Annotated in this window: 24 protein-coding genes; 17 read left to right on the top strand and 7 right to left on the bottom strand. The window is 66.7% G+C overall.

The window, feature by feature from the left end; translation table 11 throughout:
• The 10 genes from ACO054_RS09595 (at position 1) to pyk (ending at position 11,590) form a co-directional block, all read left to right on the top strand.
• Positions 1 to 1,578, top strand: coding sequence for a PepSY-associated TM helix domain-containing protein (locus tag ACO054_RS09595; RefSeq protein WP_421710212.1), 1,578 nt, complete (start codon positions 1 to 3; stop codon positions 1,576 to 1,578).
• A 6-nt stretch (positions 1,579 to 1,584) separates the two neighbouring features.
• Positions 1,585 to 1,980 carry a DUF3325 family protein gene (locus ACO054_RS09590; RefSeq protein WP_421710211.1) on the top strand — a complete coding sequence of 132 codons (396 nt, stop codon included), beginning with the start codon at positions 1,585 to 1,587 and terminating at the stop codon, positions 1,978 to 1,980.
• Positions 1,981 to 2,312: 332 nt separating this feature from the next.
• Positions 2,313 to 2,798 (top strand): sigma-70 family RNA polymerase sigma factor, encoded by a 486-nt coding sequence (locus ACO054_RS09585; RefSeq protein ID WP_421710210.1) that lies wholly within the window; start codon positions 2,313 to 2,315, stop codon positions 2,796 to 2,798.
• A 40-nt stretch (positions 2,799 to 2,838) separates the two neighbouring features.
• Positions 2,839 to 3,798 carry a DUF4880 domain-containing protein gene (locus ACO054_RS09580; protein WP_421710209.1) on the top strand — a complete coding sequence of 320 codons (960 nt, stop codon included), beginning with the start codon at positions 2,839 to 2,841 and terminating at the stop codon, positions 3,796 to 3,798.
• Between the two features lie 72 nt (positions 3,799 to 3,870).
• Positions 3,871 to 6,390, top strand: coding sequence for a TonB-dependent siderophore receptor (locus tag ACO054_RS09575; protein WP_421710208.1), 2,520 nt, complete (start codon positions 3,871 to 3,873; stop codon positions 6,388 to 6,390).
• A 121-nt stretch (positions 6,391 to 6,511) separates the two neighbouring features.
• Positions 6,512 to 6,769: a DUF3649 domain-containing protein gene (locus ACO054_RS09570; RefSeq protein ID WP_421710207.1), complete on the top strand. Its 258-nt coding sequence runs from the start codon at positions 6,512 to 6,514 to the stop codon at positions 6,767 to 6,769.
• Position 6,770: 1 nt separating this feature from the next.
• Positions 6,771 to 8,348 carry a PepSY-associated TM helix domain-containing protein gene (locus tag ACO054_RS09565; RefSeq protein WP_421710206.1) on the top strand — a complete coding sequence of 526 codons (1,578 nt, stop codon included), beginning with the start codon at positions 6,771 to 6,773 and terminating at the stop codon, positions 8,346 to 8,348.
• A gap of 6 nt (positions 8,349 to 8,354) precedes the next feature.
• Positions 8,355 to 8,741 carry a DUF3325 family protein gene (locus tag ACO054_RS09560; protein ID WP_421710205.1) on the top strand — a complete coding sequence of 129 codons (387 nt, stop codon included), beginning with the start codon at positions 8,355 to 8,357 and terminating at the stop codon, positions 8,739 to 8,741.
• 148 nt (positions 8,742 to 8,889) lie between these two features.
• Positions 8,890 to 10,146, top strand: coding sequence for a glycerate kinase type-2 family protein (locus tag ACO054_RS09555; RefSeq protein ID WP_421710204.1), 1,257 nt, complete (start codon positions 8,890 to 8,892; stop codon positions 10,144 to 10,146).
• 25 nt (positions 10,147 to 10,171) lie between these two features.
• Positions 10,172 to 11,590: a pyruvate kinase gene (gene pyk, locus ACO054_RS09550; protein ID WP_421710203.1), complete on the top strand. Its 1,419-nt coding sequence runs from the start codon at positions 10,172 to 10,174 to the stop codon at positions 11,588 to 11,590.
• A gap of 15 nt (positions 11,591 to 11,605) precedes the next feature.
• On the opposite strand, the gene ACO054_RS09545 is transcribed toward pyk, so the two are convergent.
• The 5 genes from ACO054_RS09545 to ACO054_RS09525 all read right to left on the bottom strand — a co-directional run bounded on the left by ACO054_RS09545 (position 11,606) and on the right by ACO054_RS09525 (position 16,058).
• Positions 11,606 to 12,151: a hypothetical protein gene (locus ACO054_RS09545; protein ID WP_421710202.1), complete on the bottom strand. Its 546-nt coding sequence runs from the start codon at positions 12,149 to 12,151 to the stop codon at positions 11,606 to 11,608.
• A gap of 130 nt (positions 12,152 to 12,281) precedes the next feature.
• Positions 12,282 to 13,004 (bottom strand): phosphoglycolate phosphatase, encoded by a 723-nt coding sequence (gph, locus tag ACO054_RS09540; protein WP_421710201.1) that lies wholly within the window; start codon positions 13,002 to 13,004, stop codon positions 12,282 to 12,284.
• Positions 13,004 to 14,572, bottom strand: coding sequence for an MFS transporter (locus ACO054_RS09535; RefSeq protein ID WP_421710200.1), 1,569 nt, complete (start codon positions 14,570 to 14,572; stop codon positions 13,004 to 13,006). Before ACO054_RS09535 ends, gph begins: the two co-directional genes overlap by 1 nt.
• Before the next feature lie 122 nt (positions 14,573 to 14,694).
• Positions 14,695 to 15,318: an NADPH-dependent F420 reductase gene (locus ACO054_RS09530; RefSeq protein ID WP_421710199.1), complete on the bottom strand. Its 624-nt coding sequence runs from the start codon at positions 15,316 to 15,318 to the stop codon at positions 14,695 to 14,697.
• Between the two features lie 26 nt (positions 15,319 to 15,344).
• Positions 15,345 to 16,058, bottom strand: a complete 714-nt coding sequence (locus ACO054_RS09525) for an SDR family oxidoreductase (RefSeq protein WP_421710198.1) — start codon at positions 16,056 to 16,058, stop codon at positions 15,345 to 15,347.
• Between the two features lie 87 nt (positions 16,059 to 16,145).
• On the opposite strand from ACO054_RS09525, the gene ACO054_RS09520 reads away from it, so the two are divergent.
• Together ACO054_RS09520 and ACO054_RS09515 are read left to right on the top strand one after the other, a co-directional pair.
• Positions 16,146 to 17,051 carry a LysR family transcriptional regulator gene (locus tag ACO054_RS09520; protein ID WP_421710197.1) on the top strand — a complete coding sequence of 302 codons (906 nt, stop codon included), beginning with the start codon at positions 16,146 to 16,148 and terminating at the stop codon, positions 17,049 to 17,051.
• 126 nt (positions 17,052 to 17,177) lie between these two features.
• Entirely contained in the window at positions 17,178 to 17,642 is a 465-nt protein-coding gene (locus ACO054_RS09515; protein ID WP_421710196.1) for a GNAT family N-acetyltransferase, read from the top strand.
• A gap of 30 nt (positions 17,643 to 17,672) precedes the next feature.
• Here ACO054_RS09515 and ACO054_RS09510 read toward each other — a convergent pair whose 3' ends face one another.
• Both ACO054_RS09510 and ACO054_RS09505 read right to left on the bottom strand, forming a co-directional pair.
• Positions 17,673 to 18,377: a GntR family transcriptional regulator gene (locus ACO054_RS09510; RefSeq protein WP_421710195.1), complete on the bottom strand. Its 705-nt coding sequence runs from the start codon at positions 18,375 to 18,377 to the stop codon at positions 17,673 to 17,675.
• Positions 18,374 to 21,352 (bottom strand): FAD-binding and (Fe-S)-binding domain-containing protein, encoded by a 2,979-nt coding sequence (locus ACO054_RS09505; RefSeq protein ID WP_421710194.1) that lies wholly within the window; start codon positions 21,350 to 21,352, stop codon positions 18,374 to 18,376. The genes ACO054_RS09510 and ACO054_RS09505 overlap by 4 nt, the downstream gene beginning before the upstream one ends.
• A gap of 236 nt (positions 21,353 to 21,588) precedes the next feature.
• Between ACO054_RS09505 and ACO054_RS09500 the strand changes: the two genes are divergently transcribed.
• The 5 genes from ACO054_RS09500 to ACO054_RS09480 all read left to right on the top strand — a co-directional run bounded on the left by ACO054_RS09500 (position 21,589) and on the right by ACO054_RS09480 (position 26,776).
• The gene (locus ACO054_RS09500) at positions 21,589 to 22,797 is read left to right on the top strand and encodes a pyridoxal-phosphate-dependent aminotransferase family protein (RefSeq protein WP_421710193.1); all 1,209 of its coding nucleotides are present in this window, start codon (positions 21,589 to 21,591) and stop codon (positions 22,795 to 22,797) included.
• A gap of 137 nt (positions 22,798 to 22,934) precedes the next feature.
• On the top strand, positions 22,935 to 23,912 hold the full coding sequence (locus ACO054_RS09495) for a TRAP transporter substrate-binding protein (protein ID WP_421710192.1): 978 nt from the start codon (positions 22,935 to 22,937) through the stop codon (positions 23,910 to 23,912).
• 130 nt (positions 23,913 to 24,042) lie between these two features.
• Positions 24,043 to 24,699 (top strand): TRAP transporter small permease, encoded by a 657-nt coding sequence (locus ACO054_RS09490; protein WP_421710191.1) that lies wholly within the window; start codon positions 24,043 to 24,045, stop codon positions 24,697 to 24,699.
• Complete coding sequence (locus ACO054_RS09485) at positions 24,696 to 25,979, top strand: TRAP transporter large permease (RefSeq protein ID WP_421710190.1); 1,284 nt, start codon at positions 24,696 to 24,698, stop codon at positions 25,977 to 25,979. The genes ACO054_RS09490 and ACO054_RS09485 overlap by 4 nt, the downstream gene beginning before the upstream one ends.
• Positions 25,980 to 25,987: 8 nt before the next feature.
• Positions 25,988 to 26,776: an enoyl-CoA hydratase/isomerase family protein gene (locus ACO054_RS09480; RefSeq protein ID WP_421710189.1), complete on the top strand. Its 789-nt coding sequence runs from the start codon at positions 25,988 to 25,990 to the stop codon at positions 26,774 to 26,776.
• Position 26,777 lies beyond the last annotated feature (1 nt).

Below are 26,777 nucleotides of genomic sequence, written 5' to 3'. Positions count from 1 at the left end.
ATGAGCCAGTCTGACAGGACCCGGGGTTTCCGCGAGTCGATGAACTGGCTGCACACCTGGGCGGGGGTGGTGCTGGGGGCTCTGCTCTTCGCGATCTTCTGGATGGGCACCCTGTCGGTCTTCGACCGCGAGATCGACCGCTGGATGATGCCGGACACGCGCCTGGCGCTGCCCGCCGCGCCGGCGTCCTTCGACGCGGTGGCCGCCCGGGCCGGGGAGATCGTGCCGGCGGGTGCGGACTGGTGGTTCCTGCTGTCGCCGAGCGAGCGCGAGCCGCTGTTCCGGCTGGGCTACCTGGATGCCGAGGGGGCCTTCCTCACCCGCCAGCTCGATCCCGCCAGCGGTGCGGTTCTGCCGGACCCGGGCACACTCGCGGGGACCGGCTTCATCTTCCCCTTCCACTACAGCCTGCACCTGAGCTGGAACCAACTCGGCTACTGGCTGGTGGGGCTGGCCGGCATGGCCATGCTGGTGCTGCTGGTCTCCGGCGTGGTCATCCACCGCAAGATCTTCGCCGACTTCTTCACCTTCCGGCCGGACAAAAAGCTGCCGCGCTCCAGCCTGGACCTGCACAACCTGACCGGCGTGCTGGGGCTGCCCTTCCATTTCGCCATCACCCTGTCGGGGCTGATCATCTTCTTCACGATCTACTTCCCCACTGTCATGGATACCGTCTACGACGACGATCGGGAGACCTTCTTCGCGGAGAGCTTTGGCGGCTACCAGCGCACGGCGGCCGGTAGGCCTGCCGGCGGCAGTGCCTCGCTCGATGCCATGGCGGCGCAGGCCTCGGCGCTCTGGGAGGGGGGCGTGCCCTCCTTCCTGCGGGTCTGGCATCCGGGCGATGCGGCGGCCTACGTGGAGGTCCGCCGGTCCTTCGCCCGCCAGGTGACGATGAACGTCGATACGCTCTACTTCGATGCGGCCGACGGCGCGGTTCTGCACAGCCATACGGCCAAGCCGGTGATGACCCTTCAGCGCTTCCTCTCCGGCCTGCACTTCATCCAGTTCGAGCACTGGGTGCTGCGCTGGCTCTACTTCCTGCTGGGTCTGTCGGGCTGCGTGATGATCGCGACCGGCTACCTCTTCTGGCTGGAGAGCCGGCGCAAGCGCCACGCGGGGCAGGGCTTGGCCGGCGTGCGGGTCGTCGAGGGGCTGACGGTCGGGGCGGTCACGGGGATCCTGATCGCCACGCTCGCCTTCTTCGTCGCCAACCGCCTGCTGCCGCCGGGCGCGAGCTTCGCCGGCTACGAGCGTGCCGGGCTGGAGATCTGGGCCTTCTATCTGATCTGGCTCGCCACCTTCGCCCATGCCTGGATGCGGCCCGGCCGGGCCTGGCGGGAGCAGTGCTGGGCGGTCGCGGGCCTGGCCCTGCTGGCGGTCACCCTGAACGCCGCGACCACCGGCGATCATCTGCTGCGCACGCTGGCCGTACCGCACCTCTGGCCGGTGGCCGGCATGGACCTGCTGCTGCTCGTCAGCGCGGCGATCGCGGCCCTGACGGCGCAGAGGCTTGGCCGGCGTGCCCGGCCCCTGCTGCCGCAGACCGCCGGCGCGGCGGCCAGGCCGGCGGAGTAGGGCTCCTTGCAGAGCGCCCTGCTGATCGCGACGGCCCTGGCCGCTTACCTGGGCTTTGCCCTTCTGGCGCTGGGCCAGGCGCGGCCGTGGCAGCGGGTCGCGCAGACACTGCCGCCGACGGGCCTCCGGCTGTTGGCCCTGCGCACGCTGGGCGGCCTCGCGCTGACCCTCTCGCTCGGCCTTGCCCTGCTGCGCGACGGCCCCAGCTTCGGTGCTCTGCTCTGGGCCACCGCTATCACCCTCGCCGCACTCGCCGTCGCCTTCACACTGACCTGGAGGCCTAAATGGCTGCGCCCGCTGGCCGTCATTGCGGCTGTTGGGAGAAGCGCGCGCTGCAACACAAGAGAAACAGAAGGGCCAAGAACCGCCAAGGTGCCGCCAAGCAATCCAGCGCGGCTATGATCACACTAGCCGGCCTTGGCGGCGCGCTTTTGTTCAGACAGCGTCCCAAACTCACGCGGGATCGCTGGCGCTGCGGTTCCTCGAATGGGTTGAGAGGTTCGCGACTGTCGTGAGCGGCACACCCTGTTCCAGACGGCAGTCCGACGGTCCGCAGCGGTCAGATCGCGGTCTTTGAGGGCTCGACTGGCACCCTGGCGAAGAAGCAGCCGGGCAGGTCGATGAAGAATAGAATTGCGAATGATTATCAGTAGCGCTAGCATTCCGCTTTCAAGTGCTTGTCCCCGACGCAAACGCTTTGGGGCTATGCCGCCTAGAAGCGACCTCGATCCTCCGTGACCTCCACAATCAACGCCATCTACATCGAACACCACGGCTGGCTGCGCCGGTTTCTGTCCAGGCGGACCGGTTGCGTGCACCTTGCCTCTGACATCGCCCAGGACGTGTTCGTCCGCTTGCTGACGCGGGACAGTGTTGCGGAGATTCGCGAGCCGCGCGCGTTCCTCGCCAGAATTGCCCAGGGCCTGGTTGCGGACCAGTGGCGGAGGGCGGCGATCGAGCGCGCCTGGCTCGAAACCGTGGCGACGATGGAGCTGTCCGTGCCCTCGCCGGAGGAGCAGGCCGAGATCGTGGAGGCGCTGGTGCGTATCGACGCCCTGTTGTCCGGGCTGGCGCCGCGCACCCGCGAGACCTTTCTGCTGTCGCGGCTCGAAGGATTGACTTACCCCCAGATCGCCGAGAGGCTCTCGGTCTCCCTGAGCACCGTCGAGAAGGATATGGCGACGGCCATGCGCCACGTCTATCACCTGCTGACGGACTGATCACCACTTCGGGCGCGGCAGTCGCGTTTGCGGCAGATCCATGGACGATAAGATCACAGATACCGTCTTCGAGGAGGCGATCCAGTGGGCCGTGGTCCTGGGCTCAGGCACGGTCAGTCCTGACCAGCGTGAAGCCTTCAACGCCTGGCTGCGAAGCGCGCCGACGCATGAGACGGCGTGGCGGCGTCTCCAGGAAATCGACGGCGACTTCGACGTGGCGAGAGCCGCTGCGGCACCTGCCAGAGCCACTCTGGCGGCGGTTCGCCGCAGCCGCCGCAGGAAACGTCGCGCCGTTCTCGGCGGCCTCTCGGCAATCGCGCTGCTCTTCGTCGGGGCCTGGGTCGGCTCCGACTATCGATACCGCTGGACGGCTGAGGTGGCCACCGGACCTGCCGAGCGGCAGACCCTGGAGATCGCCGGAGGCGGCCGTGTCTACCTCAATGCGCGGACAGCGCTCGACATCGAAACCACCGCAGAGGGAACCGTGGTTCGCTTGCACGAAGGCGCCATCGTCGTACAGTCGGGAAGCGGTAATGCGGCGATCGGCGTATCGACGACAGAGGGCAGATTGCAGCCGGTCGGGACACGCTATGTCGTGACCAGGACCGAGGGCGCGACCGACCTTTCCGTAATCGCCGGCGTTGTCTCGGCTTCACCGGCGGCGACAGGCGATGCGCGGCACATCGACTCGGGCACGCAGATCCGCATCGCCGACGGCGAACTCCGTTACTTGCCCGCGACGGGCCTGCGTGCGGATGCCTGGGCCGAGGGGATCATCGAAGCCGACGATGCGCGGTTGGGTGCGGTGCTTGAGGGGCTCGCGACGCATCGGCACGGCTGGCTCCTGTTCGACGATGACGTGGCAGCGCTGAGGGTGTCTGGTGTCTTCCGCCTGGACGATACCGACCGGGCTCTCGCCGCCCTGCAAAAGGCTTTGCCGATCGAGTTCGACCGGATGACGGACTGGGTCGTGCGCGTGCGCCTGCGTGACGCAAAATAGTTTTACGGGTTTTCCGTCGCCCGTTCGGCATGGAGGCGAAACCTGCCTCCAATGGTCGAACGGAGCTTTCCGATGTCCCTATCCTTTGCCCTACGCCATCTGCGCTACCTGCGCCAATCCGGCGTCGTGGGCCGCTGCGCTTTCACCGTCGCCGCGGCCACGTGCCTGGGTCTGCTTTTCCCTGCGCAGGGCGTTACGGCAAGTGGCACGGCGCCGACACAGCGCGTCCAGGCCACCGGGGAAGTCCAGGCGTTCGACATTCCCGCCGGGCCGCTCGCCGCCTCCCTGAACGCCCTGAGCCGGGCTGCCGGACTCACCCTGGCGGTTGATCCCGCGGAGGTTGCCGGCAAGACCGCGCCTGCCGTGTCGGGGACCTTCACCCCGCAGCAGGCACTGGAGCGTCTGCTGGCCGGCAGCGGCCTGCGCCATCGCTTCACCAACAGCGCCACCGTGACCCTGGAGCCCGTCGTTGCGCGGGTCGGTGAAGACGGCTTGCTGGAACTTGATCCGATCAGGGTGGAGGGCGAGGGTGTCGACTTCGGCCCCAGTCAGATCGGTAATCTGCCGCCAGCCTTCGCCGGCGGGCAGGTTGGAGAGGGCGCGCGCCTGGGTGTTCTTGGAAACCGTAGTGTCTTCGATACGCCGTTCAATCAAACGAGCTATACCGAGGAGTTCATACAAGCACGTCAAGCACGCCGCATTTCGGAAGTGCTGGTCGCAGATCCGTCCATTCGATCTGCGAGTCCACGGACCGACTTCGGTGCACTCTATATATCGCGTGGCTTTGCGCTTCGAGATTCCGACTTCGCGCTCAATGGTCTCTATGGACTGTTACCGTCGGGAAGTCGAAAGGACAGCGTTTCCGCATTCGAACGGATAGAGTTTCTGAAGGGGCCAAATGCCTTCGCCTATGGGATCAGTCCCTCCGGTCGTGTCGGGGGTACGGTCAACTTGGTTCCGAAGCGAGCGGAAAGGGAGCCGGTCACCGAACTAACAGGCAGTTACTTCTCTGAGCTCCAATTCGGGAGTCACCTCGACGTCGGTCGTCGTTTCGGTCGCGACCAGATGTTCGGCGTACGGACCAATCTGGAACTCCGAGACGGCACGACCACCGCGACCGACGGAGCGGACAGCAAGGAGTTCCTCGGGTTTGGCTCAGTCGCGTTGGATTGGCAAGGTGAGCAGACTCGCGCGACCCTCGACTTGATGTACGAGCGCAGCGATCTCGAAGCGCCGGCTACTGCTGGCTTCATTCTTGCGCCGGGCGTTCAAGTTCCGGACGCGCCGAACGGCAGAATCAATCATTCTCAGCGGTGGCATAGTTTTGAGAATGAGACGTTTAGCGCTATCGCATCAGCAGAGCATGATATCCTTCCGAATGCACTGACGGCCACTGCTCAGTTCGGCTATGCCTACACCGACTTTACGCGGTTCTTGTTTCTTTTACCGACAATTCTCGATGACATAGGAACCCTTTCGGGGAGTGCCACCACCTTCAATCGGTTTCGCAGCGATGCCTTCAGCGGGGAAGCCGGCCTGCGGGCAAACTTCGACATCGGACCTGTAAATCATCAGGTCGCTTTGGTCGGCAGCGCTCTCTATCAGGACAATCAGTTGGCGGCTATCGATGTGGCGACGCCCTATGCCGCGTCTCTCTACGACCCGGTTTCAATTCCCGATCCCGGCCGACCCGACGCGCCGTCCAATCTGCAAGGTGGAAATCAGCAAGATCTGTTCGGTACGACACTATCTAACACACTGTCGATTCTTGACGATCGTGTTCAACTGACGCTCGGGGCACGATTTCAGAGTATCGAGACGAAGAATTTCGACGTCGCAACGGGTGAAGTTACGGGTGAATTCGATGACAATGCGGTCTCGCCCGCCGCGGCGCTTTTGATCAAGCCTATTGAGGAGCTTTCGCTCTATGCGAATTATGTGGAGGGCCTCTCGCCGGGTCCCGTCGCACCTGCCAATGCGGTCAATTTCGGTGAGGCCTTTGCGCCGATCGTGACGGAGCAGGTGGAAGTCGGTGCAAAGTGGGATCTCGATACCTTCGGCGTGACACTTTCCGCCTTTCGGATCACGCAACCGCAAGGATTGCTTGATCCTGCCACGAACCGCTTCGGCGTCGATGCCGAGCAACGCAATCAGGGTGTCGAGTTGAACCTGTTTGGAGAGCCGATCGATGGCTTTCGGATGCTGGGCGGTGTCGCTTATCTCGATGCTGAACTCACCGAGACCGCTGGCGGCACGAATGATGGCAATAGTGTACCTGGTGTCTCCAATTGGGCTGTCAATCTGGGTGCCGAGGTCGATATCCCCTGGATTGAAGGTGTAACTCTCTCGGGACTGGGTGTTTACACAGGCAGCGCCGAAGTCGATGCAGCGAACACTGCGACCATACCGAGTTGGTGGAGGCTTGATCTCGGCGCTGCCTACGACTTCTCTCTCTACGATACCGAGTGGGAACTGCGCGCCGCCGTCAACAATGTAACGGACGAAGCGTACTTTTTGGGAACGTCTTTCAGTGGTTTCTTGACGGTAGGTGAGCCGCGGACATTCCTACTGTCTCTCAAGCGGGTCTTTTGACATGCGGAACGCGGCATCGAGACCGGCAGCATCGATGAATGTGCGGAGTTACGTTCATAAGGTTCTCCGAAAACTCGTTGCTATTGGCGAAGATATTCTGACGTCTGCGGCCTGTTGTGTTTTGACCCGCAGCTTTCTGGCCATTGCTGGCGGCTATCTTCTGGCCGCGGGTCTTTCGGCTCTGGCGGCGGAAGCCTTGGCGCGGTTTCTGCCGCCGAGCGAGGCGGTGGTGCTGATGGCGATGTTGGCCTTTCTCATCTACCTCGCGCTGCTGATCTGGGCGTTTGCGGAACGGCGTCTGTTCCGGGTGGTCGTGGTCCTGGGCGTCGGCGGTCCGCTGGTCTTCGCCGCGCAGTGGCTGGTGGGGACGGCCGCCTGACATGAGCCAGTCTGACAGGACCCAGGGCTTCCGTGAGTCGATGAACTGGCTGCACACCTGGGCGGGGGTGGTGCTGGGGGCTCTGCTCTTCGCGATCTTCTGGATGGGCACGCTGTCGGTCTTCGACCGCGAGATCGACCGTTGGATGATGCCGGACACGCGCTTGGCGCTACCCGCCGCGCCGGCCTCCTTCGACGCGGTCGCCGGCCGGGCCAAAGAGATCGTGCCGGCGGGCGCGGACTGGTGGTTCCTGCTGTCGCCGGACGCGCGCGAGCCGCTGTTCCGGCTGGGCTACCTGGATGCCGAGGGGGCCTTCCTCACCCGCCAGCTCGATCCCGCCAGCGGCGCTGCCTTGCCGGACCAGGGAACGCTTGCCGGCACGGGCTTTATCTTTCCCTTCCACTACAGCCTGCACCTGAGCTGGAACCAGCTCGGCTACTGGCTGGTGGGGCTTGCCGGCATGGCTATGCTGGTGCTGCTGGTCTCCGGCGTGATCATCCACCGCAAGATCTTCGCCGACTTCTTCACCTTCCGGCCGGACAAGAAGCTGCCGCGCTCCAGCCTGGATCTGCACAACCTGACCGGCGTGCTGGGCCTGCCCTTCCATTTCGTCATCACCCTGTCGGGGCTGATCATCTTCTTCACCATTTACTTCCCCACCGTCATCGATACCGTCTACGACGACGATCGGGAGACCTTCTTCGCGGAGAGCTTTGGCGGCTACCAGCGCACGGCGGCCGGTAGGCCTGCCGGCCACGGTGCCTCGCTCGACGCCATGGCGGCGCAGGCCTCGGCGCTCTGGGACGGCGGCGCGCCCTCCTTCCTGCGGGTCTGGCATCCGGGCGACGCGGCGGCCTACGTGGAGATCCGCCGGTCCTTTGCCCGCCAGGTGACGATGAACCTGGACACGGTCTACTTCGATGCGGCCGATGGCGCGGTTCTGCACAGCCATACGGCCAAGCCGGTGATGACCCTTCAGCGCTTTCTCTCCGGCCTGCACTTCATCCAGTTCGAGCACTGGGTGCTGCGCTGGCTCTACTTCCTGCTGGGTCTGTCGGGCTGCGTGATGATCGCGACCGGCTACCTCTTCTGGCTGGAGAGCCGGCGCAAGCGCCACGCGGCGCAGGGGCTGGCCGGCGTGCGCCTCGTCGAGGGGCTGACGGTCGGGGCCGTGACCGGCATCCTGATCGCCACGCTGGCCTTCTTCGTGGCCAATCGGCTTTTGCCGCTGGGCGCAACCTTCGCTGGCTACGAGCGTGCCGGGCTGGAGATCTGGGCCTTCTATCTGGTCTGGCTCGCCACCTTCGCCCAGGCCTGGCTGCGGCCCGGTCGGGCCTGGCGTGAGCAGTGCTGGGCCGTCGCGGCCCTGGCCCTGCTGGCGGTCACCCTGAACGCCGCGACCACCGGCGATCATTTGCTGCGCACACTCGCCACACCGCACCTCTGGCCGGTGGCCGGCATGGACCTGCTGCTGCTGGCCGGCGCGGCGGTCGCGGCCCTGACGGCGCGCAGGCTCGGCCAGCGCGCCCGGCCCGCGCTGCCGCAGACCGCCGGCGCGGCGGCCAGGCCGGCGGAGTAGGCTTCCTTGCAGAGCGCCCTGCTGATCGCGACGGCCCTGGTCGCCTACCTCGGCTTTGCCTTGCTGGCGCTGGGCCAGGCGCGGCCGTGGCAGCGGGTCGCGCAGACACTGCCGCCGACGGGCCTCCGGCTGTTGGCCCTGCGCACGCTGGGCGGCCTCGCGCTGACCCTCTCGCTCGGCCTCGCCCTGCTGCGCGACGGCCCCAGCTTCGGTGCGCTGCTCTGGGCCACCGCCATCACCCTCGCCGCACTCGCCGTCGCCTTCACACTGACATGGAGGCCTAAATGGCTGCGGCCCTTGGCACGCCTGCTCCGCGTCGGTCTCAAGGACCCAACGGGCAGCGGTGCTGTGGCGAAGGATCAGAGGAAAGCAGGTTCAAGCCTGCCCCTATGAAGCTTCCAGGTATCGCCTTCATGACGAGTCGGTATCGTCGATAGGCGCCTGCCGTAGTGTCTTCGAGACTGGCGTCTTTTCCCGGGACTGCTATTCTGCAAACAAATCAACGAGCGGCGACGCCCTCTACGCTCCCTTCGAGTTTTCGATGAATCCCAGAGTCTTTCTAAACGATCTCTTCGCCGCCGCGCTGGCGGTGGCCGATCCGGCGCGCAGCCTTGCGGCGCATCTGCCAGTGCGGCCGGCCGGGCGGACCGTCGTGGTCGGGGCCGGCAAGGCGGCTGCCTCCATGGCCGCCGCCGTCGAGGCGGCCTGGGATGGAGCGGTCGAGGGGCTGGTGGTGACGCGCTACGGTCACGGCGCGCAAACCCGTAGCATCGAGGTGGTGGAGGCGGCGCATCCGGTCCCCGACGCCGCCGGGCGGGCGGCCGCCGAGCGCATCCTGGCCCTGGCCGAGAGCCTGGGCGAGGGTGATCTGCTGCTGGCGCTGATCTCCGGCGGCGGTTCGGCCCTGTTGTCCCTGCCGGCCGAGGGCATCACGCTGGAGGAGAAGCAGGCGGTGAACGCGGCGCTGCTGCGCTGCGGTGCGCCGATCGGCGAGATGAACTGCCTGCGCAAGCATCTCTCGGCCATCAAGGGCGGGCGTCTGGCGGCGGCGGCCCATCCGGCCAAGGTGGTGACCCTGGCGATCTCCGACGTGCCCGACGACGATACGGCGGCCATCGCCTCCGGCCCGACGGTGGCCGATCCGACCAGCTACGCCGATGCCCGCGCCATCGTCGCCAAGTACGGGCTGAAGCTGCCGGACTCTGTGAACCATCTGCTGGAGGCCGCGCCCGACGAGACGCCCAAGCCCGGCGACCCACGCCTGGCGAACGCCGAGTACCGCCTGATCGCCACGCCGCAGATGGCGCTGGAAGCCGCCGCTGCCGCTGCCAGCAAGGCCGGGGTGACGCCGCTGATCCTGGGCGATTCCCTGGAGGGCGAGGCGCGGGAGGTGGCCCAGGTCATGGCCGGCATCGCCAAGCAGGTGCGCCGCCACGGTCAGCCCCTGCCGGCGCCCTGCCTGCTGCTGTCCGGCGGCGAGACCACGGTGACCCTGCGCGGCAAGGGCCGGGGCGGGCGCAATGCCGAGTTCCTGCTGGCCCTGGCCGTGGCGCTGGACGGCCTGCCTGGCATCTCTGCGGTCGCCGGCGACACCGACGGTATCGACGGCAGCGAGGACAATGCGGGTGCGTTGGTCCTGCCGGACACTTTGGCGCGCGCCGCCGAACGGGGGATCGACGCCAAGGCACGTCTGGCGGATAACGACGGCTACGGCTTCTTCGAGTCCCTGGGCGATCTGATTGTCACCGGCCCGACCCTGACCAACGTCAACGACTTCCGCGCCATCCTTATTGTGTAACCGTAACCACGTAGGTTCCCGTCCCATGCGTCGACTCCGCAATGCCAAAATCGTGGCCACGCTCGGGCCCGCCAGCCACGACGAAAAGACCCTCATGGCCATGTTCGAGGCCGGGGCGGACGTCTTCCGGCTGAACTTCAGCCATGGCTCTCACGAAGATCACGCCGCGCGTTATGAGACGATCCGCAAGATCGAGCGCAAGACCGGGCGGCCCATCGCGATCCTGCAGGATCTGCAGGGCCCGAAGCTGCGGATCGGGCAGATCGAGGGCGGCAAGGTCCGGCTTGAGCGCGGCGACACCTACCGTCTGGATCTGGACCCGGCGCCCGGCGACGCCAAGCGTGCGCCGCTGCCCCATCCGGAGATCTTCGCGGCCCTGGAGGTCGGCGCCACGATCCTGATCGACGATGGGCGCATGCGCCTGACCGCCCAGAAGGTGCAGAAGAGCCACGCGATCTTCGAGGTGGAGACCGGCGGCGTGCTGTCCGACCGCAAGGGCGTCAACGTGCCCGGCGTCGTCATGCCGCTGTCGCCCCTGACTGACAAGGACCGCAAGGACCTGGCCTTCGGCATGAAGCTCGGCGTCGACTGGGTGGCCCTCAGCTTCGTGCAGCGCCCCGAGGATCTGGCCGAGGCACGGCGCCTGATCGACGGCCGCGCCGCCCTGATGGCCAAGATCGAAAAGCCCCAGGCCCTGCAGCAACTCGACGAGCTGGTCGAGCTGTCCGATGCCCTGATGGTGGCGCGCGGCGACCTGGGTGTGGAGATCGCGCCGGAGGAGGTGCCGGGCCGGCAGAAGGAGATCGTGCGGGCCTGCCGCCTGGCCGGCAAGCCGGTGGTGGTGGCGACTCAGATGCTGGACTCCATGGTCCACTCGCCGGCGCCGACCCGCGCCGAAGCCTCCGACGTGGCCACCGCGATCTACGACGGCGCCGACGCCGTGATGCTCTCCGCCGAGACGGCGGCCGGGCACTATCCTGTCGAATCGGTGGCGATGATGAGCCGGATCATCGGCAAGACGGAGCAGGACGCCAGCTACCGCCCGGTGATCGAGGCGCTGCATCCGCCGCCGGAGCCGACGGCGCCGGACGCGATCTCGGCGGCGGCGGCGCAGGTGGCGCAGACCATCTCGGCGGCGGCCATCGTGACCTACACCACCAGCGGCTCGACCGCCCTGCGCGCCGCGCGCGAGCGTCCCGGCGTGCCGATCCTCACCCTGACCTCGCAGCTTCCGACGGCGCGACGGCTTGCGGTGATCTGGGGCGCCCAGTGCGTCCATACGGCGGACGTGCGCAGCTTCCCGGAGATGGTGCAGAAGGCCTGCCGGATCGCCAAGGACCGGGGCTTCGCCGAAGCGGGCGACAAGCTGGCCATCACCGCCGGCGTCCCCTTCGGCACGCCCGGCGCCACCAACGTCCTGCGCATCGCCTGGATCGACGAGTAACGCTTCGGAAGGCTGTCAACTCCGGCTCGGCGGCGCGCGCTTCAGGTCCATGCGGCTGCGGCAGAGGCCGGCGTCGTAGGCCGTCGCCAGTTCCCAGCGGGCGCCCCAGTTGAAGACCAGCGCCGCCCGGCTCGACAAGTGGCTGGCATCGTCGCCCACCGCCGTTCGCTCGCTCACCACGCCGTGTAGGCTGTCGAGGGCGCGCAGCCAGTCGTCGAGGCGTGCGGCGCAGGCCTCCGGCGCCGCTGCCAGCTCCTCGCGTTCCAGACCGATGGCGGCGAGCCGTCCGCGCTGCAACAGGAAGTCGATGTCCCACTCGCGGCCCGCGAAGGGGGCGGTGGAGGCGGCGATCAGCTTGAGCTCCCGCCCGTCGGCTGCCGTTCGCGGCGTGAAGGCTTCGGCGATGTCGTAGAAGAAACGGACCTCGACTTCCGACATCCAGAAGAGCGCCTTGTGATAGCCGATCAGCCAGCGGCTCGGCGGATTGCCCTCGGCCGCGGCCGAAGGCGCCGCGAGGACGGCGGTCAGCAAGAGGACGGCACCAATGACGAAGGGCGGCATCGGTGCCTCCCGAACCTATCGAACCTGCCGTCAGCCTAGAGCGCGATCGTCTCAGGTGGAAGCGTTTGGCTTCCGCTTGAGACGATCCTGCTCTGGAAACTTGTTTTGCCCTGAGCAATCGACCGCGAGGTCAGGCCGGGGTGAAGAGCTTCGCCAGCTCCACCAGGGTTGCGGCGGGCAGGTCGCTTTCGGCCAGGGTGACCGGCTCCATGCCGTAGCCGGAGGGCAGCAGCGCGATGGGGAGACCGGCGGCCCGTGCCGCCTCCAGGTCCGTGCGGGAATCGCCGACATAGAGCGTCCGGTCGGGCTTGGCGCCCAGACGTTCGACGACGGTCAGCAGGGGCAGGGGATGCGGCTTCAGTTCGGCCGTGTCGCCGCCGCCAACGATGGCGGAGAAGCGGTCGGTCAGCTCCAGCCGGGCCAGAAGCTGCCGGGTCGGAACCGCCGGTTTGTTGGTGCAGAGACCGAGCTTGAGGCCCTGCTCGGCCAGCTGGTCGAGGCAGGCGCGGGCGCCGGGATAGAGCGCCGAGGAGTCCGAGAGCTCCCTCTCGTAGATCTCCAGGAAGCGGGCGAAGGCGACCTCGAAGTCCTCCGGCGGCAGCGTCCGGCCCGCCTGCTGCAGGCCGCGCGTCAGAAGAAGCCGCGCGCCGTCGCCGACCATGCGCTTGGTGGCCTCGACCCCGGCCGGCGGCAGGTCGTACTCGGCGAGCAGGCGGTCGAGGGCGCCGGCCAGCTCGGCGGCGGAGTCCACCAAGGTGCCGTCCAGGTCGAAGACCGCCGCGTCGAAATGGTGGGTCAACGGCGGTGGCAGGGGTGGTTTCTGGGGGGCGAGCGGCTCTGTCGGGCGGTCCATCAGGCCTCCGGTTCGGGGGAAAGGGTCAGGTGTGCGACCAGGGCGGCGAGCAGCGCCATGGCGGCGATGGCCAGCATGGCGAGGCGAAAGGCCTCCAGAAAGGCCGTGTGGATCGCCGTCTGTGCCGCTGCAGTCTGTATGGGCGGGAGGTCGCCGGGAGGCGAGAGGCCGGCCAGTTCGCCCGCTCTGCCCAGCAGTCCGGCCTCGATGTTGGGCGGCAGGGCGAGGGCGGAGAGTTCGGCCTGCAGGGCCGGCTCGAACAGCAGCACGGCGACCGCGCCGACGATGGCGACGGCCAGCAGGCTAGCGACCCGCGCGGCGGCGTTGTTGATCCCCGAGGCGAGGCCGGCGTGGCGGTCCTCGACCGCGTTCATCACGGTGGTGGTCAGGGGCGAGACGCAGGCAGCCATGCCGAGCCCCATCAGCACCATGGCCGGAAAGACGTCGGTCCAGTAGCCGCCGCCCTGTTCCGGCAGGGCCAGCAGGGCGTAGCCGGCAGCGGCGACCAGCGGGCCCAGGGTCAGCAGCCGCCGGGTCCCGAAGCGCTCCGTCAGGGTCCCGCTGGCGCGAGACAGCAGGCCGATCAGCAGAGCGAAGGGCAGGAAGGCGGCGCCGGCCTCCGTCGCGCTGTAGCCCTGCACCTGGATCAGGTTGAAGGGCAGCAGGAAGAGCGCGCCGCCCAGGGCGAAGTAGAGAAAGAGCGTCAAGCCGTTGGCGCCGCTGAAGTCGGACGAGCGGAAGAGATGCAGCGGCATCATGGCGTTGCTGCGCTTCGCCTCGACGGCCAGGAAGATCGCCAGCACCGCCAGGCCGGCCAGTAGAAGGCCCCCGGAGCGGAGCGTGGCGAAGCCCAGTTCGCCGACCGCGATCAGGCCGTAGGTCATGAGACCGAGGCCGACCACAGCCAGCCCGGCGCCCCAGCCGTCCAGCCGCGCCGCCGCCTGCAGATCGCGGCTTTCCGGGATATGGCGCCAGCTGATCGCCAGCACCGCCAGGGAGAGCGGGACGTTGATGTAGAAGATCGCCCGCCAGGAGAAGTTGTCGATCATCCAGCCGCCGACCAGCGGGCCGGCTGCCGTGGTGATCGCCGCCGCGCCGGCCCAGGTGCCGAAGGCGCGGCCGCGGATCTCGCGGGGAAAGCTGGCGCTGATGATCGCCAGGCTGCCCGGCGTCAGCAGCGCGCTGCCGATGCCCTGGGCCGCACGCGCGGCAATCAGCGTCTCGGTGTTGGGGGCGAGGGCGCAGGCGACCGAGGTGACTGCGAAGATCACGACGCCCAGGTCGAACATGCGCCGCCGGCCGAAGCGGTCGCCCAGCGCGCCGCCGGTCAGCACCAGCGATCCCATCATCAGGGTGTAGCCGGTCAGGATCCACTGGAGCTGCGCCATGCCGGCGCCGAACTCCTGCTGCATGATCGGCAGGGCGACGATGACGACGGAGCCGTCGATGAAGGCCATGGCCGAGGCCAGGATGGTCGCCGCCAGCACGTAGGGCCGCGCCCGCTCCGCACAGTGCGCGGCCTTGGTCGGCGGCGGCTGGGCGGCCGCGCCTGCACAGGCTTCCGTCATGGGGCCTCGTCAAAAAGGGAATCGACCTGAAGCGCTAGCTTGCCACAGCCGGACGGCCCATAGCATAGCCAGGATCTGTGACGTTTACAGCAGGGCGGCGCTTCTGGTTGTCTGCGCGGGTATTAGGCCTCGGCCTCCACCGCCGCCAATTCTGCCCTCGCAGTGTCGGCGTCCCAGAGTTTTGCGTAGAGCGGCGCGCCATTTTCGAAGTAGCGACCGTTGTGCAACGGGCCCGTGTCGATGGGGACGAAGTGGGCGGTCTCGATCAGTTGGGCGGCGATGGCCTTGGCCTCGGCATCGTCGCCGGCGTAGAAGATGGCGCGTCCCGGCGTGCCCTCGCCATTTGCCAGGGCCTCCATCTCGGTGGCGAACATCATGTTGAAGGCCTTGACCAGCGTCGTCCGGGGCAGGCGGTGGGCCAGGGCCTCCGTCTGCGACAGCCCGCCGAGATCGACCTCTCCGTCGCGCGGGGGGTAGTAGTTCGCGGCGCTGATCAGGGTCTTGCCGGCCAGTGCCTCGGCTGACAGCTCCATCGTCGCGCTAAAGGGTAGCGCCTCCAGAATCACCTCGGCGAAGGCCGTCGCCTCCTCCAGCGTCCCGGCCTGGGCGCCGGCGCCCGCTTGCGCGACCAGGGGTGCCAGGCTGTCGGGGCTGCGCGAGGCGAAGCAGATCTCATGCCCGGCCTTCGCCCAGAGCCGCCCGAGCGACCCGCCGATGTTTCCGCTTCCGAGGATACCGATCTTCATAGGGCTGCTCCCAAGCTGAGTTCACGTCAAAGATGCGCGCCGCCGTCGACCTCGATTTCGGCGCCGGTGATGTAGCCGTTCCGTACGACCGCGAAGATGGCGGCGGCGATGTCTTCCGCTTGCCCGACCCGTCCGACCGGCAGGGCGTCGGCGGTGGCCTGCAGCATGGCGGCGCGCGCCTCCGCCGGCATGCCCGCATAGGCCGGCGTGTCGACCAGTCCGGGGGCGATCAGATTGACCCGCAGGGGCGCCAGCTCTTTGGCCAAGGCCGAGGCCAGGGCCTGGAGGCCCAGGTTGGCGACGCCGACGGCGACCATGCCGGGCAGCGGCCGGCGCCCCGCGATTCCGCCGAGGAAGGTGATGGTGCCGTCGTCGCTGAGATGTTCCAGCGCGGCCTGGGCGAGGCGCGCCTGAGCCATCAGCTTGGTCTCCAGGGTCTGCGCGATGGCCGCGACTCCAACGGTCTCGAAGGGGCCCATCGCCGCGCCGGAACCGACCGTCAGGACCAGGTCATGGAGCGGACCGACACGCCCGAAAAGCTCGGTGACGGAAGCATCCGACAAGGCATCGACCTCTTCGGCGGCAACGCCGTCCGGCAAGTCTGTCTGCGCCGCCGCCAGCTTGTCCGGCGAGCGGCCCGCGATGATCACCTCGTCGCCGGCCTCGGCGAAGGCGCGGGCCGTGGCCAGGCCGATCCCGGAGCTGCCGCCGGCCACCAGCACTCTGCGTTTGCGGTCCATGCTCATCCTCCCCAAGGGTGTGTCGGGTATCTGGGTGGCTCGCATGAATTGTTGAAATAGATTGTCTTTATATGGCCCATTGACCGCATGAATTTGGCCTCGGTCGACCTCAATCTCCTCAAGGCCTTCGATGCGCTGTATCAGGAAGGCAGCGTCACGCGGGCCGCTGCACGGATCGGTCTTGCGCAGCCCTCCATGAGCAATGCGCTTGCCCGCCTGCGCCAGCTCTTCGGCGACGTGCTCTTCATCCGGACGCCCAGGGGTATGGCGCCGACGGAGCAGGCCGAACGCCTCGCGCCGAAGATCTCGGCGGCCCTGGCCCTGATCCAAGAGGCGGTCGAGCCGCCCGCGCCCTTCGATCCGAAGAGTGCGGCGGCCGAGATCGTGATCGCCACCAGCGACGACATCACTCTGACCTTAGGCCCCAGGTTCGCTCAGCACCTCGGCGCGGCGGCGCCGAACTTCGATCTCCATCTGAGACCGCTGGACAAGGACCGGATCTTTGCGGAGCTGGACGCGGGAGGCGTCGACATGGCCATCGGCCGCTTTCCCGACCTTCCTCCGCGCTTCCTTCAGCAGGCGCTCAGGCAGGACCACTTCGTCTGCATCGCCCGCAAGGACCACCCGGCACCGGTCGCGGATCTGTCGCCGCAACAGTTCGCGGAGCTGCCCCAGATCCTGACGACCCTGCGTGCCGACGAACGCGGTGCTGTCGACGCGGCGCTGCGGAAACTGGGATTGAAACGACGCGTCGCGCTGACCGTCGGGCAGTTCATCGTGATTCCCGACATCGTCGGCCGCACCGACTACATCGCCGCGATCCCGCGCAGCGTCGCGGACGCCCTGGCGGAGCGGGCCGGCTGCAGCCTTCACCCCCTGCCGATTGCGATGGAGCCTTGGACGATATCCCTGGTCTGGTCGCGGGCCACGGAGACGACGCCGGCGAAGCGCTTCGCCGTCGACGAGGTCGCCCGGATCGGACAGGAGCAATAGTCAGGGCAGACGGGAAGACGGTAGCAAGCTGAAGACGCCGTTGACGAGGCAAACCCATATGGGTGCGGATGGAGCCTCATAACTAACGACTTACCTCTCCGAGCGAATTTGATGGAGGCGGTCCGAGTGAATCCGTCTGGTAGCTTCACTATCGAACGTGCGACAGCGTCCGAAGCGGATGAGATTGCCGCACTCTATATCGCTTCTCGGAACGATGCGCTTCCTTACCTGCCCGCTCTCCACAGCGATGCGGAGATCAGGCAGTGGATAAGTGACGTCATGCTAAGAAGAGGGGGGACTTGGATCGGCCGGTTGGACGGTCGCATCGTTGGCTTCTTTGCCTTGGTCGATGACGATCTAGAACAACTCTACGTGCACCCGGAGTTCTATCGGCGGGGCATTGGCTCAAGACTGCTGGACAAAGCGAAGACTCTGAGTTTGAGACGACTTCGCCTCTTCACCTTCCAGCGCAATGGCCGCGCGAGAGCCTTCTATGAAGCCAAGAGCTTTACAATGATCGATAGCAGTGACGGCTCCCGCAACGAGGAGAGAGAGCCAGACTGCTTCTACGAATGGGCCAAGGACGTTTGAGATATCGGTGACGACGAACGATCAGCCGCTTCACCCCGCCGCGCTTTGCGCCGCCGTTTCCGCTTCGGCGTCGGTCATGTTGGCGATCACCACCTCGGCCTTGTGTTCCAGGTGGCGGCGCAGGATCTCGGCGAGGCGGGCGCCGTCGCGTTCGGTCAGGGCGGCCAGGATCTGCTCGTGTTCCTCGACCGCCTGCCGCCAGCGCGGCGGACTCATGTTGGCCATGTAGCGGGCACGGCGCACGCGCCCCGCGAGGCCGCTGTGCAGGGCCGAGAGGGTCGCGTTGCCCGCCGCCGCCAGGATGCGCTCGTGGATCTGCTGGTTGAGGCGGAAGTACTCGGCTAGTTCCTTGCGGTGATAGTGCGCGACCATCTGATGGTGCAGGGCGGTGATCTCGGCCAGGCCGGCCGCGTCGATCTTGGCGCAGGCCAATTCGCCGGCCAGTGCCTCGAGCGCGCCCATGACCGGAAACATCTCCTCAATGTCGCTGCGGGAGATCTGCACCACCGTTGCGCCGCGATGAGGGGAGATCTCGACCAGGCCGTCGGCGGCCAGCACCTTCAGGGCCTCGCGCAACGGGGTGCGGGAGACGCCGAACTGCGTGCAGAGCTCCTTTTCCGGCAGGCGGGCGCCGGGCCGCAGCTCGCCCTCCACGATCATGTTGCGCAGCCGCGCCACCAACTCGTCGTGCAGGGAGCGCCGGGCGATCGGCGTGACGGTCTGCGGCTCGCTCATCTCTCCAGGGCCTCTTCGAGGATCAGGGCGACGTGCCGGGCCTGCCGCGCGGCGCCGTCGGCGATCTGGTGGCGGCAGGAGGTGCCGTCGGCCACGAGGATCGCGTCGGGCGGCGCTGCACGCATCGCCGGCAAGAGGGCAAGCTCGCCCATCGCGCGGGAGGAGTCCAGGGTCTCCGCCTGATAGCCGAAGCTGCCGGCCATGCCGCAGCAGGAGGACTCCACCGTCGTCACCTCTAGTCCGGGAATCAGGCCGAGGACGCGTTCGACCGGCTTGAGAGCGCCGAAAGCCTTCTGATGGCAGTGACCGTGCAGCAGGGCCGTCTTGCCGAGCGGCTTGAGCTTCGGCGCGAAGCGCCCAGCCTCGGCCTCGCGGGCCAGGAACTCTTCCAGCAGCAGCGCCTTGTCCGCCAACGCGCGCGCCTCCTCGCCGGGCAGCAGCGAGAGAAACTCGTCGCGCAGCGTCAGCAGGCAGGAGGGTTCAAGCCCCACCACCGGTAAACCCTGACGCACCAGCGGCAGCAGCGTGTCCAACGTGCGCTTGGCCTCGGACCGCGCCTCCTCGACCAAGCCGGCCGAAAGGAAGGTGCGTCCGCAGCAGAGCGGCCGGTTCGGTTGGCTCACGGCGCGCGGCAGGTGCACCCGGTAACCGGCGGCGGTCAGCACCGTGAGGGCGGCGCGGGCATTCTCCGGCTCGAAATGGCGGTTGAAGGTGTCGGCGAAGAGTACGACGGGGATGCCGTCCTCGGGGCCTACCACCGTCTCATTGGGATAGAAGGCGTCGCGGCGCCATTCCGGCAGGGGGCGCTCGGCGGCGAGGCCGAGCCAGGCTTCGCCCAGCCGGCGCAGTAGGCCGACCCGATTGCGCAGGTTGGCGAGGCCCGCGAAGCGTCGCAGACTCGGTGCGTAGCGCGGCAGGTAGGCGACCAGCCTTTCACGCAGAGGTACGCCCTTGGTCTTGGCGCGCTGGTGCAGCACCTCGATCTTCATCTTGGCCATGTCGACGCCGGTCGGACATTCGCGCTTGCAGCCCTTGCAGGAGACGCAGAGCTTCAGAGTCTCCAGCATCTCGTCGCTCGCCAAGGCGCCGGGTCCCAATTGACCCGAGACGGCGAGACGTAGGCTGTTGGCACGGCCCCGTGTCAGGTCCCGCTCGTCGCGGGTGACGCGGAAGCTGGGGCACATCACGCCTGCGTCGAACTTCCGGCAAGCGCCGTTGTTGTTGCACATCTCGATGGCACCGGCGAAGCCGGCGATGCCAGCGCCGCCCCAGTCGGACCAGTCGAGACCGGTCTCCAGCGGAGTCACGGCGTAGTCAGGCTTGAAGCGGAAGAGGCTGCGGTCGTCCATTTTCGGCGGGCGCACGATCTTGCCGGGGTTCATCCGCCAGTCGGGATCGACCAGCGTCTTAACCTCCTCGAAGCTCTGCACCATGCGCGTGCCGAACATGGCCTCGTGAAACTCGCTGCGCACCAGGCCGTCGCCGTGCTCGCCAGAGTGGGAGCCCTTGTAGGCGCGCACCATCTCGAAGGCTTCCTCGGCGATGGCGCGCATGGCTCTGACATCGTCCTCCAGCTTCATGTTGAGGACCGGTCGTACGTGCAGGCAACCGACCGAGGCGTGGGCGTACCAGGTGCCGCGCGTGCCATGCTTCTCGAACACCTGGGTCAGCCGGTCGGTGTATTCGGCCAGATCCTCCAGCCGCACCGCGCAGTCCTCGACGAAGGAGATCGGCTTTCCGCTGCCCTTCATCGACATCATGATGTTGAGAGCCTGCTTGCGCACCTCCCAGATCGCCTGCTGGAAGGTCGGGTCGATGGCCTCCACCACCGCGTCGGGGAAGCCGAGATCGCCCATCAGGTCGACCAGCGCGCGCAGGCGCCGCCGGTTCTCCTCCGCGTCGTCGCCGGCGAATTCGACCAGCAGCAGCGCGTCGGGCTCGCCACGCAGGAACTGCACCATGGTGTCGCGGAACAGGGGGTTCTCCAGACCCAGTTCGATCATCGTGCGGTCGACCAGCTCCACGGCGGTCGGCCCCAGCTCGACGATGTGCCGGGTGTTGTCCATCGCCTGATAGAAGGTCGGGAAGTGCACCACGCCCAACACCTTGTTGCGGGGCAGGGGGGAGAGTTTCAGCTCGATGCGGTTGGAGTAGGCCAGGGTGCCTTCCGAGCCGACCAGAAGGTGCGCGAGATTGATCTCCCGATCCGGCATCAGCGCGTCGATGTTGTAGCCGCCGACCCGGCGCATCAGGTCGGGAAAGCGCGCCTTGATCTCCTCCGCCTCGCGCGCGCCGAGGTTCAGCAGGCTGGCGGTGAGATCGCGGACGCGATCCGGCTCGTTAGAGGCGAGGCGCGCCGGGTCGACCGGGCCGAAGTGCATCGGCGTGCCGTCGGGCAGGAAGGCCTCGATCGCCGCGACGTTGTCGCGCATCGGGCCGTAGTAGAGGGAGCGCGCGCCGCAGGAGTTGTTGCCGGTCATGCCGCCGAGCGTCGCGCGGCTGGAGGTGGAGACGTCGACCGGAAACCAGAGGCCGTGAGGTTTGAGCTGCTTGTTCAGACGGTCCAGGGTGAGGCCGGGTTGCACGACGGCACGCCGCGCGGCGACGTCGAGATCGACAAGCCCGGTGATATGTTTGGAAAGATCCAGGACGAGCGCTTCGCCGACCGTCTGGCCGCACTGCGAGGTGCCGCCGCCGCGCGGTAGGACCGGCAGCTTTTCCTCCGCCGCGATCTCGAGGACCGTCCGGACGTCGGACTCGCTTTTCGGCACCACCACGCCGAGCGGTTCGATTTGATAGATCGAAGCGTCGGTGGCATAGCGACCGCGGCTGAAGGAATCGACCAGCACTTCGCCCTCGACCGCGCCCCTCAGCCTGGCGCCGAGGGCCGCTCCGGCTCGGTTCGGCCGTTTCGCTTTCACGCCGGGCTGCTTCACAACGGACTGCGCCAGCTTGCTGTCTGTCGCGACGGCCATATTGGCTCCTTTTTCGACAATCCTTTTTCAAGATAGGGCAGATTGCATGCAACATGCAACTCGGGTGCGGCGGTAACCTCTGGTGGTATCATATTGTTTTAAATCATTTATATCGCTCAGGTTTAATGTTTTATGGATAAAAACAATCTTGCCGCTTTGCATCTTGCATGCATAATGACAACCTGAAGCGCGCAAGAGACGCACGGACGACGACAAGAGGGAGGCTAGCCGCCATCATGGTTCTGCACACCGGCCGTCACTTTCTCCAGATTCCGGGACCGACCAACGTGCCCGACCGCGTGCTGCGGGCCATGGACTTCCCGACCATGGACCATCGCGGCCAGGAGTTCGCAGACCTGGGGGCCGAGGTTCTGGCCGGGATGAAGCGGATCTTCCAGACCGAGAGCACGGTGGTGATCTATCCCGCCTCCGGCACCGGCGCCTGGGAAGCCGCCCTGGTCAACACGCTGTCGCCGGGCGACAAGGTGCTGATGTTCGAGACGGGCCACTTCGCCACGCTTTGGATGAAGATGGCTGGCAGTCTGGGCATCGACGCGGAGTTCGTGCCGGGTGATTGGCGCCGCGGCGTCGACCCGGCGCTCGTCGAGGAAAAGCTGCGTGCCGACACCGATCACAGCGTCAAGGCGGTCTGTGTCGTTCACAACGAAACCTCGACCGGCGTCACCAGCCGTATCGGCGAAGTCCGCAAGGCGATCGACGCAGCCGGGCACCCGGCCCTGCTGCTGGTCGACACTATCTCCTCGCTCGCCTCGATCGACTACCGCCACGACGACTGGGGCGTCGACGTCACCGTCTCGGGTTCGCAGAAGGGCCTGATGCTGCCGCCGGGCCTCAGCTTCAACGCCGTCAGCAACAAGGCCCTGGCCGCCAGCAAGACGGCGAAGCTGCCCCGGTCCTATTGGGCCTGGGACGATATGCAGGGGCCCAACGCCAAGGGCTTCTTCCCCTACACCCCGGCCACCAATCTGCTCTACGGCCTGCGCGAGGCCCTGACGATGCTGCTGGAGGAGGAGGGGCTGGAGAACGTCTTCGCCCGCCACGACCGCCATGCCGAAGCGACGCGCCGGGCGGTGCGTGCCTGGGATCTGGAGCTGCTCTGTCAGGAGCCGCGGGAATACTCCTCTTCGCTGACAGCCGTGCTGATGCCCGAGGGTCACGACGCAGACGCGCTGCGCCAGGCGATCCTGGAGCGCTTCGACATGTCACTGGGCGCCGGTCTCAGCAAGCTTGCCGGCAAGGTCTTCCGCATCGGGCACCTGGGGGCCTTCAACGACCTGATGCTGGCCGGGACCCTGGCCGGTGTCGAGATGGGACTCGGGGTGGCCGGCGTTCCGCACAAGGCGGGCGGCGTTCTGGCCGCAATGGACTATCTGGCCGGTGCCGAGGAGGTGGCCGCACCCAAAATGGCCGCAGCCGGCGACTAGAGAAGCGGGTTAAAATCGGGGAGGTCGCGGAGTGGACGCCGCGGCCTCGCGGAAGACGACTTCGGCGATACAGTCGATGCAACAGAAAGCCGACCTACGGCTCAGGACGCAAAGATAACACTACGGGAGGAATTGCCATGAAGATGTTGAAACTTGCCGGTGCTCTGCTGGTGTCCGCCAGCCTGACCGCTCCGGCAGCAGCCAAGGAGCTGAAGTTTGGTCACGTCGGTGCGCCGGGCTCGCTCTTCGCCGTTTCCGCCGAACACTTCGCCGAGCAGGCCAACGAGCGTCTGCCTGACGGCTGGTCGGTCGCCGTCTTCGGCTCCAGCCAGCTCGGCAAGGACCGGGAGATGCTGCAGAAGCTGAAGCTCGGCACGATCGACTTCGCGCTGCCCTCGACGGTGATGTCGTCCGTCGCGCCGGAGTTCGGGCTCTTCGAGATGCCCTACCTGGTGAAGGACCGCGATCACATGCGGCGGATCGAGGCCGAGGTGGTGGAGCCGAACCTGATCCCGGCGGCCGAGCGCGAGGGCTATAAGATCCTGGCGCTCTGGGAGAACGGCTTCCGCAACATCACTAACAACACCAAGCCGATCAACACGCCGGACGACCTGCAGGGCGTCAAGCTGCGCACGCCGAACGGCGAGTGGCGGGTGAACATGTTCCGCTCCTATGGCGCCAACCCGACGCCGATGGCCTTCTCGGAAGTCTTCGTCGCGCTGCAGACCGGTGTGATCGACGGTCAGGAAAACCCCTTGGCCCAGATCGCTTCGGCGAAGTTCAACGAAGTCCAGAGCTATCTCTCCATGACCGGCCATGTCTACACACCGGCCTACGTCACCGTCAGCGCGAACCACTTCACGAAGCTGCCGGAAGATGTCCAGGCGGTGTTGATGGAGGTCGCGCAGGAGACCCAGGACTTCGTGTATGAGACGGCGGCACAGATGGATGTCGATCTGCTCGACCAGCTCAAGGCGGGCGGCATGCAGGTGAACGAGCCGAACAAGCAGGCCTTCATCGATGCCAGTGCCTCGATCTACGAAGCCTTCGCCGAGCAGGTCGACGGCGGCCAGGAGATGGTGCAGACGGCGATCAGCCTGGGTGCCGGTTCCTGACGAAAGCTCTGCGCGCCGGGGTTCCTGTGCCCGGCAGATAGCGTGAGACGGAGAGTCGCGGCGGCAGCCGTTCCGCCGCGACTCTCCCGCTCAGGGCTCCTGACAATCCGCTTTCGAAGAGTGCAGTGCCATGTCGTCTGTCCTGGCTTCGTCCCCGAGTCTGCTCGACCGACTCTCGAAGGTCGTCGAACGTCTGCTCGAGATCGTGGTGATCGGCCTGATGGTGGTTCTCACCGTTCTGATCGTCGTCTCGGTCGTCTATCGCAAGCTCGACGCCTCGCTGAGTTTCGCCGACGAGGTGGCCTCCATCCTGCTGGCCTGGCTGACCTACTACGGCGCGGCTTTGGCGGCTCTGAAGCGCGGCCATATCGGTTTCGACGGTCTGCTGCTCTCGCTGCCGCCGTCCATCCGCCTGCCGCTCGCCGCGCTCTCGGAAGTGCTGGTGATCTTCTTCTTTGCGCTGATGGCCTGGATGGGCTGGAAGGTCCTGGTGGTGCTGGAGGGCATGAGCCTCGTCAGCCTGTCCTGGGTGCCGGTCCAGCTCACCCAGTCGGTAATCCCCATCGGCGGCGCGCTCTTCATTCTCTGCGAGCTTCTCAGCCTGCCGGCGCACTGGCAGCGCCTGAAACAGGGCGTCAGCCATGAACGCGAGGAGATCGAAGAGATCGCGCGCCATCACATGGACGAGAACAGCGGCGCGCCCCCGGTCAGCCAACTGGGACAGGGCGAGGCTACGACAGCGCAAGCGCAAGCGCGTGCGGCGCAGGTGCGGAGGGCGCAGTCATGATCCTCGGCGTCATGCTGTCGGGGCTCTTCGCCCTGATCCTGATGGGAATTCCCATCGCCGTCGCGCTCGGCCTCGTGGCGGTCGGCGCCATCTGGTACTCGGACGGTTTCGATGCCTTGGTGAACGTCGCGCTGGTCATGTACGACGGCGCCACCAAGTTCCCGCTGCTGGCCATTCCGATGTTCGTGCTGGCCGGCGCCATCATGAACGCCTCCGGCATCTCGCGCCGTCTCATCGCCTTCGCCTCGGCCCTGCTGGGCTTCATCCGGGGCGGTCTGGCGATGATCAACATCGGCGTCTCCATGTTCTTCGCCGAGATCTCGGGCTCTGCCGTCGCCGATGTGGCGGCGACCGGGTCGATCCTGATTCCTGCGATGAAGAAACGCGGCTACCCGAAGGCCTTCGCGGCCGCCGTCACCTCCTCCTCCGCCTCGCTCGCGATCATCATCCCGCCGTCGATTCCCATGATCCTCTACGGCGTGATGGCCGACGCCTCCATCGTTCAACTCTTCGTCGCCGGGATCGTGCCGGGTGTGCTCGGCGGCTTCTCGCTGATGCTGATTTCCTACCTGCTGGCCCGTCACTACGGCTGGCCGGTGGAGGAGATCTTCAATCTCCGCCGGGTCTGGGTGACCTTCAAGGAGTCCCTGGCCGCGCTGTTCCTGCCGATCATTATCCTGGGTGCGATCTTCGGCGGTGTGGTCACGGCGACGGAGGGCGCCGGTCTGGCGGTGGCCGCCGCGCTCTTCATCGGCGGCGTGATCTACCGCGATCTCAACCTGACCTTCCTTCGGGCCGCCTTGCTGGACGGGGCGATGCAGACGGCCGTCGTGATGCTGCTGGTGGCCTCCTCCGCACTGGTCGGCGTCTATCTCACCGAACAGCAGTTGCCGCAACAGCTTGCCGCCTGGGTGCTCTCGATCACTGAAAATCCTGTCGCGATCCTGGCCATGATGAACGTCTTCTTTCTCATCATCGGCCTGTTCCTGCACTCGGCCGCCGCGATTATCCTTGTGGTGCCGGTGGTGGTCCCCTTGATCTCCCTGGTGGGAATCGATCCGGTGCACTTCGGCCTGATCGTCTGTCTCAATCTGGCGATCGGTCAGCAAACGCCGCCGGTTGCCTCGGTCCTGATCACCGCCTGCTCGATCGCCCGCGCCAACGTCTGGGAGGTCAGCAAGGCCAACATCTGGTTCATTGGGGTTTTGCTGGCGGTCCTGATGCTGGTGACCTACGTGCCCGCCGTGCCCATGAGCCTTGTCGAGTGGCTGTACCGTTAAGGAGACCCATGTCCGCACCCGAGGAGACCGTTCTGGTTCAGCGCGACGGCGCCGTCGTCACCGTCGTCCTGAACCGCCCGCACAAGCTCAACGCCATGACCAAACCCATGTGGGGCCGGCTGGGCGAGGTGCTGCGGGAGCTGGAGGCAGATGACAGTCTGCGCTGCGTCGTCCTGCGGGGCGCGGGGGAGAAGGCCTTTTCCCCGGGCAACGACATCTCCGAGTTCGAGACCGAACGTTCGAACCCGGAGCAGGCGAAAGACTACGGTCGGCTGATGCATGGCACGCTGACCGCGTTGCGCGACATGCGGCACCCCACCGTCGCCCAGATCCACGGCATCTGCGTCGGTGGCGGAATGGAGATCGCCGGGCTCTGCGACCTGCGCATCTGCGGCGAGTCGAGCCGTTTCGGTGCCCCCATCGCCAAGCTCGGCCTGGTGATGGCCTATCCGGAGATCCAGGCCTTGCGCGATCTGGTGGGCAAGCAGACGGCGCTGGAGATCCTGCTGGAGGCGCGCGTCTTCGATGCGACCGAGGCGAAGCGGAAAGGGGTTGTAACCCGTGTCGTGCCCGACGACCAGGTCGTGCAAGAGGTGGCCGAGACGGCTGCCCGCATCGCTGCGGGCGCGCCGTTAGTCGCGCGTTGGCACAAGGCCTTCCTGAAGCGGCTGGAGGATCCGGCGCCCCTGAGCGAGGCGGAGTTCGACGAGGGCTTCGCCTGCTACGGCACGAAGGATTTCGAGATCGGCTACAAAGCCTTCCTTGCCAAGACCGACCCGGATTTCGAAGGCCGGTGAC

This window comes from Algihabitans sp., assembly GCF_965226985.1.
GTDB lineage: Bacteria > Pseudomonadota > Alphaproteobacteria > Kiloniellales > DSM-21159 > Algihabitans.
This window is presented reverse-complemented; position numbering and strand designations above follow the sequence as displayed.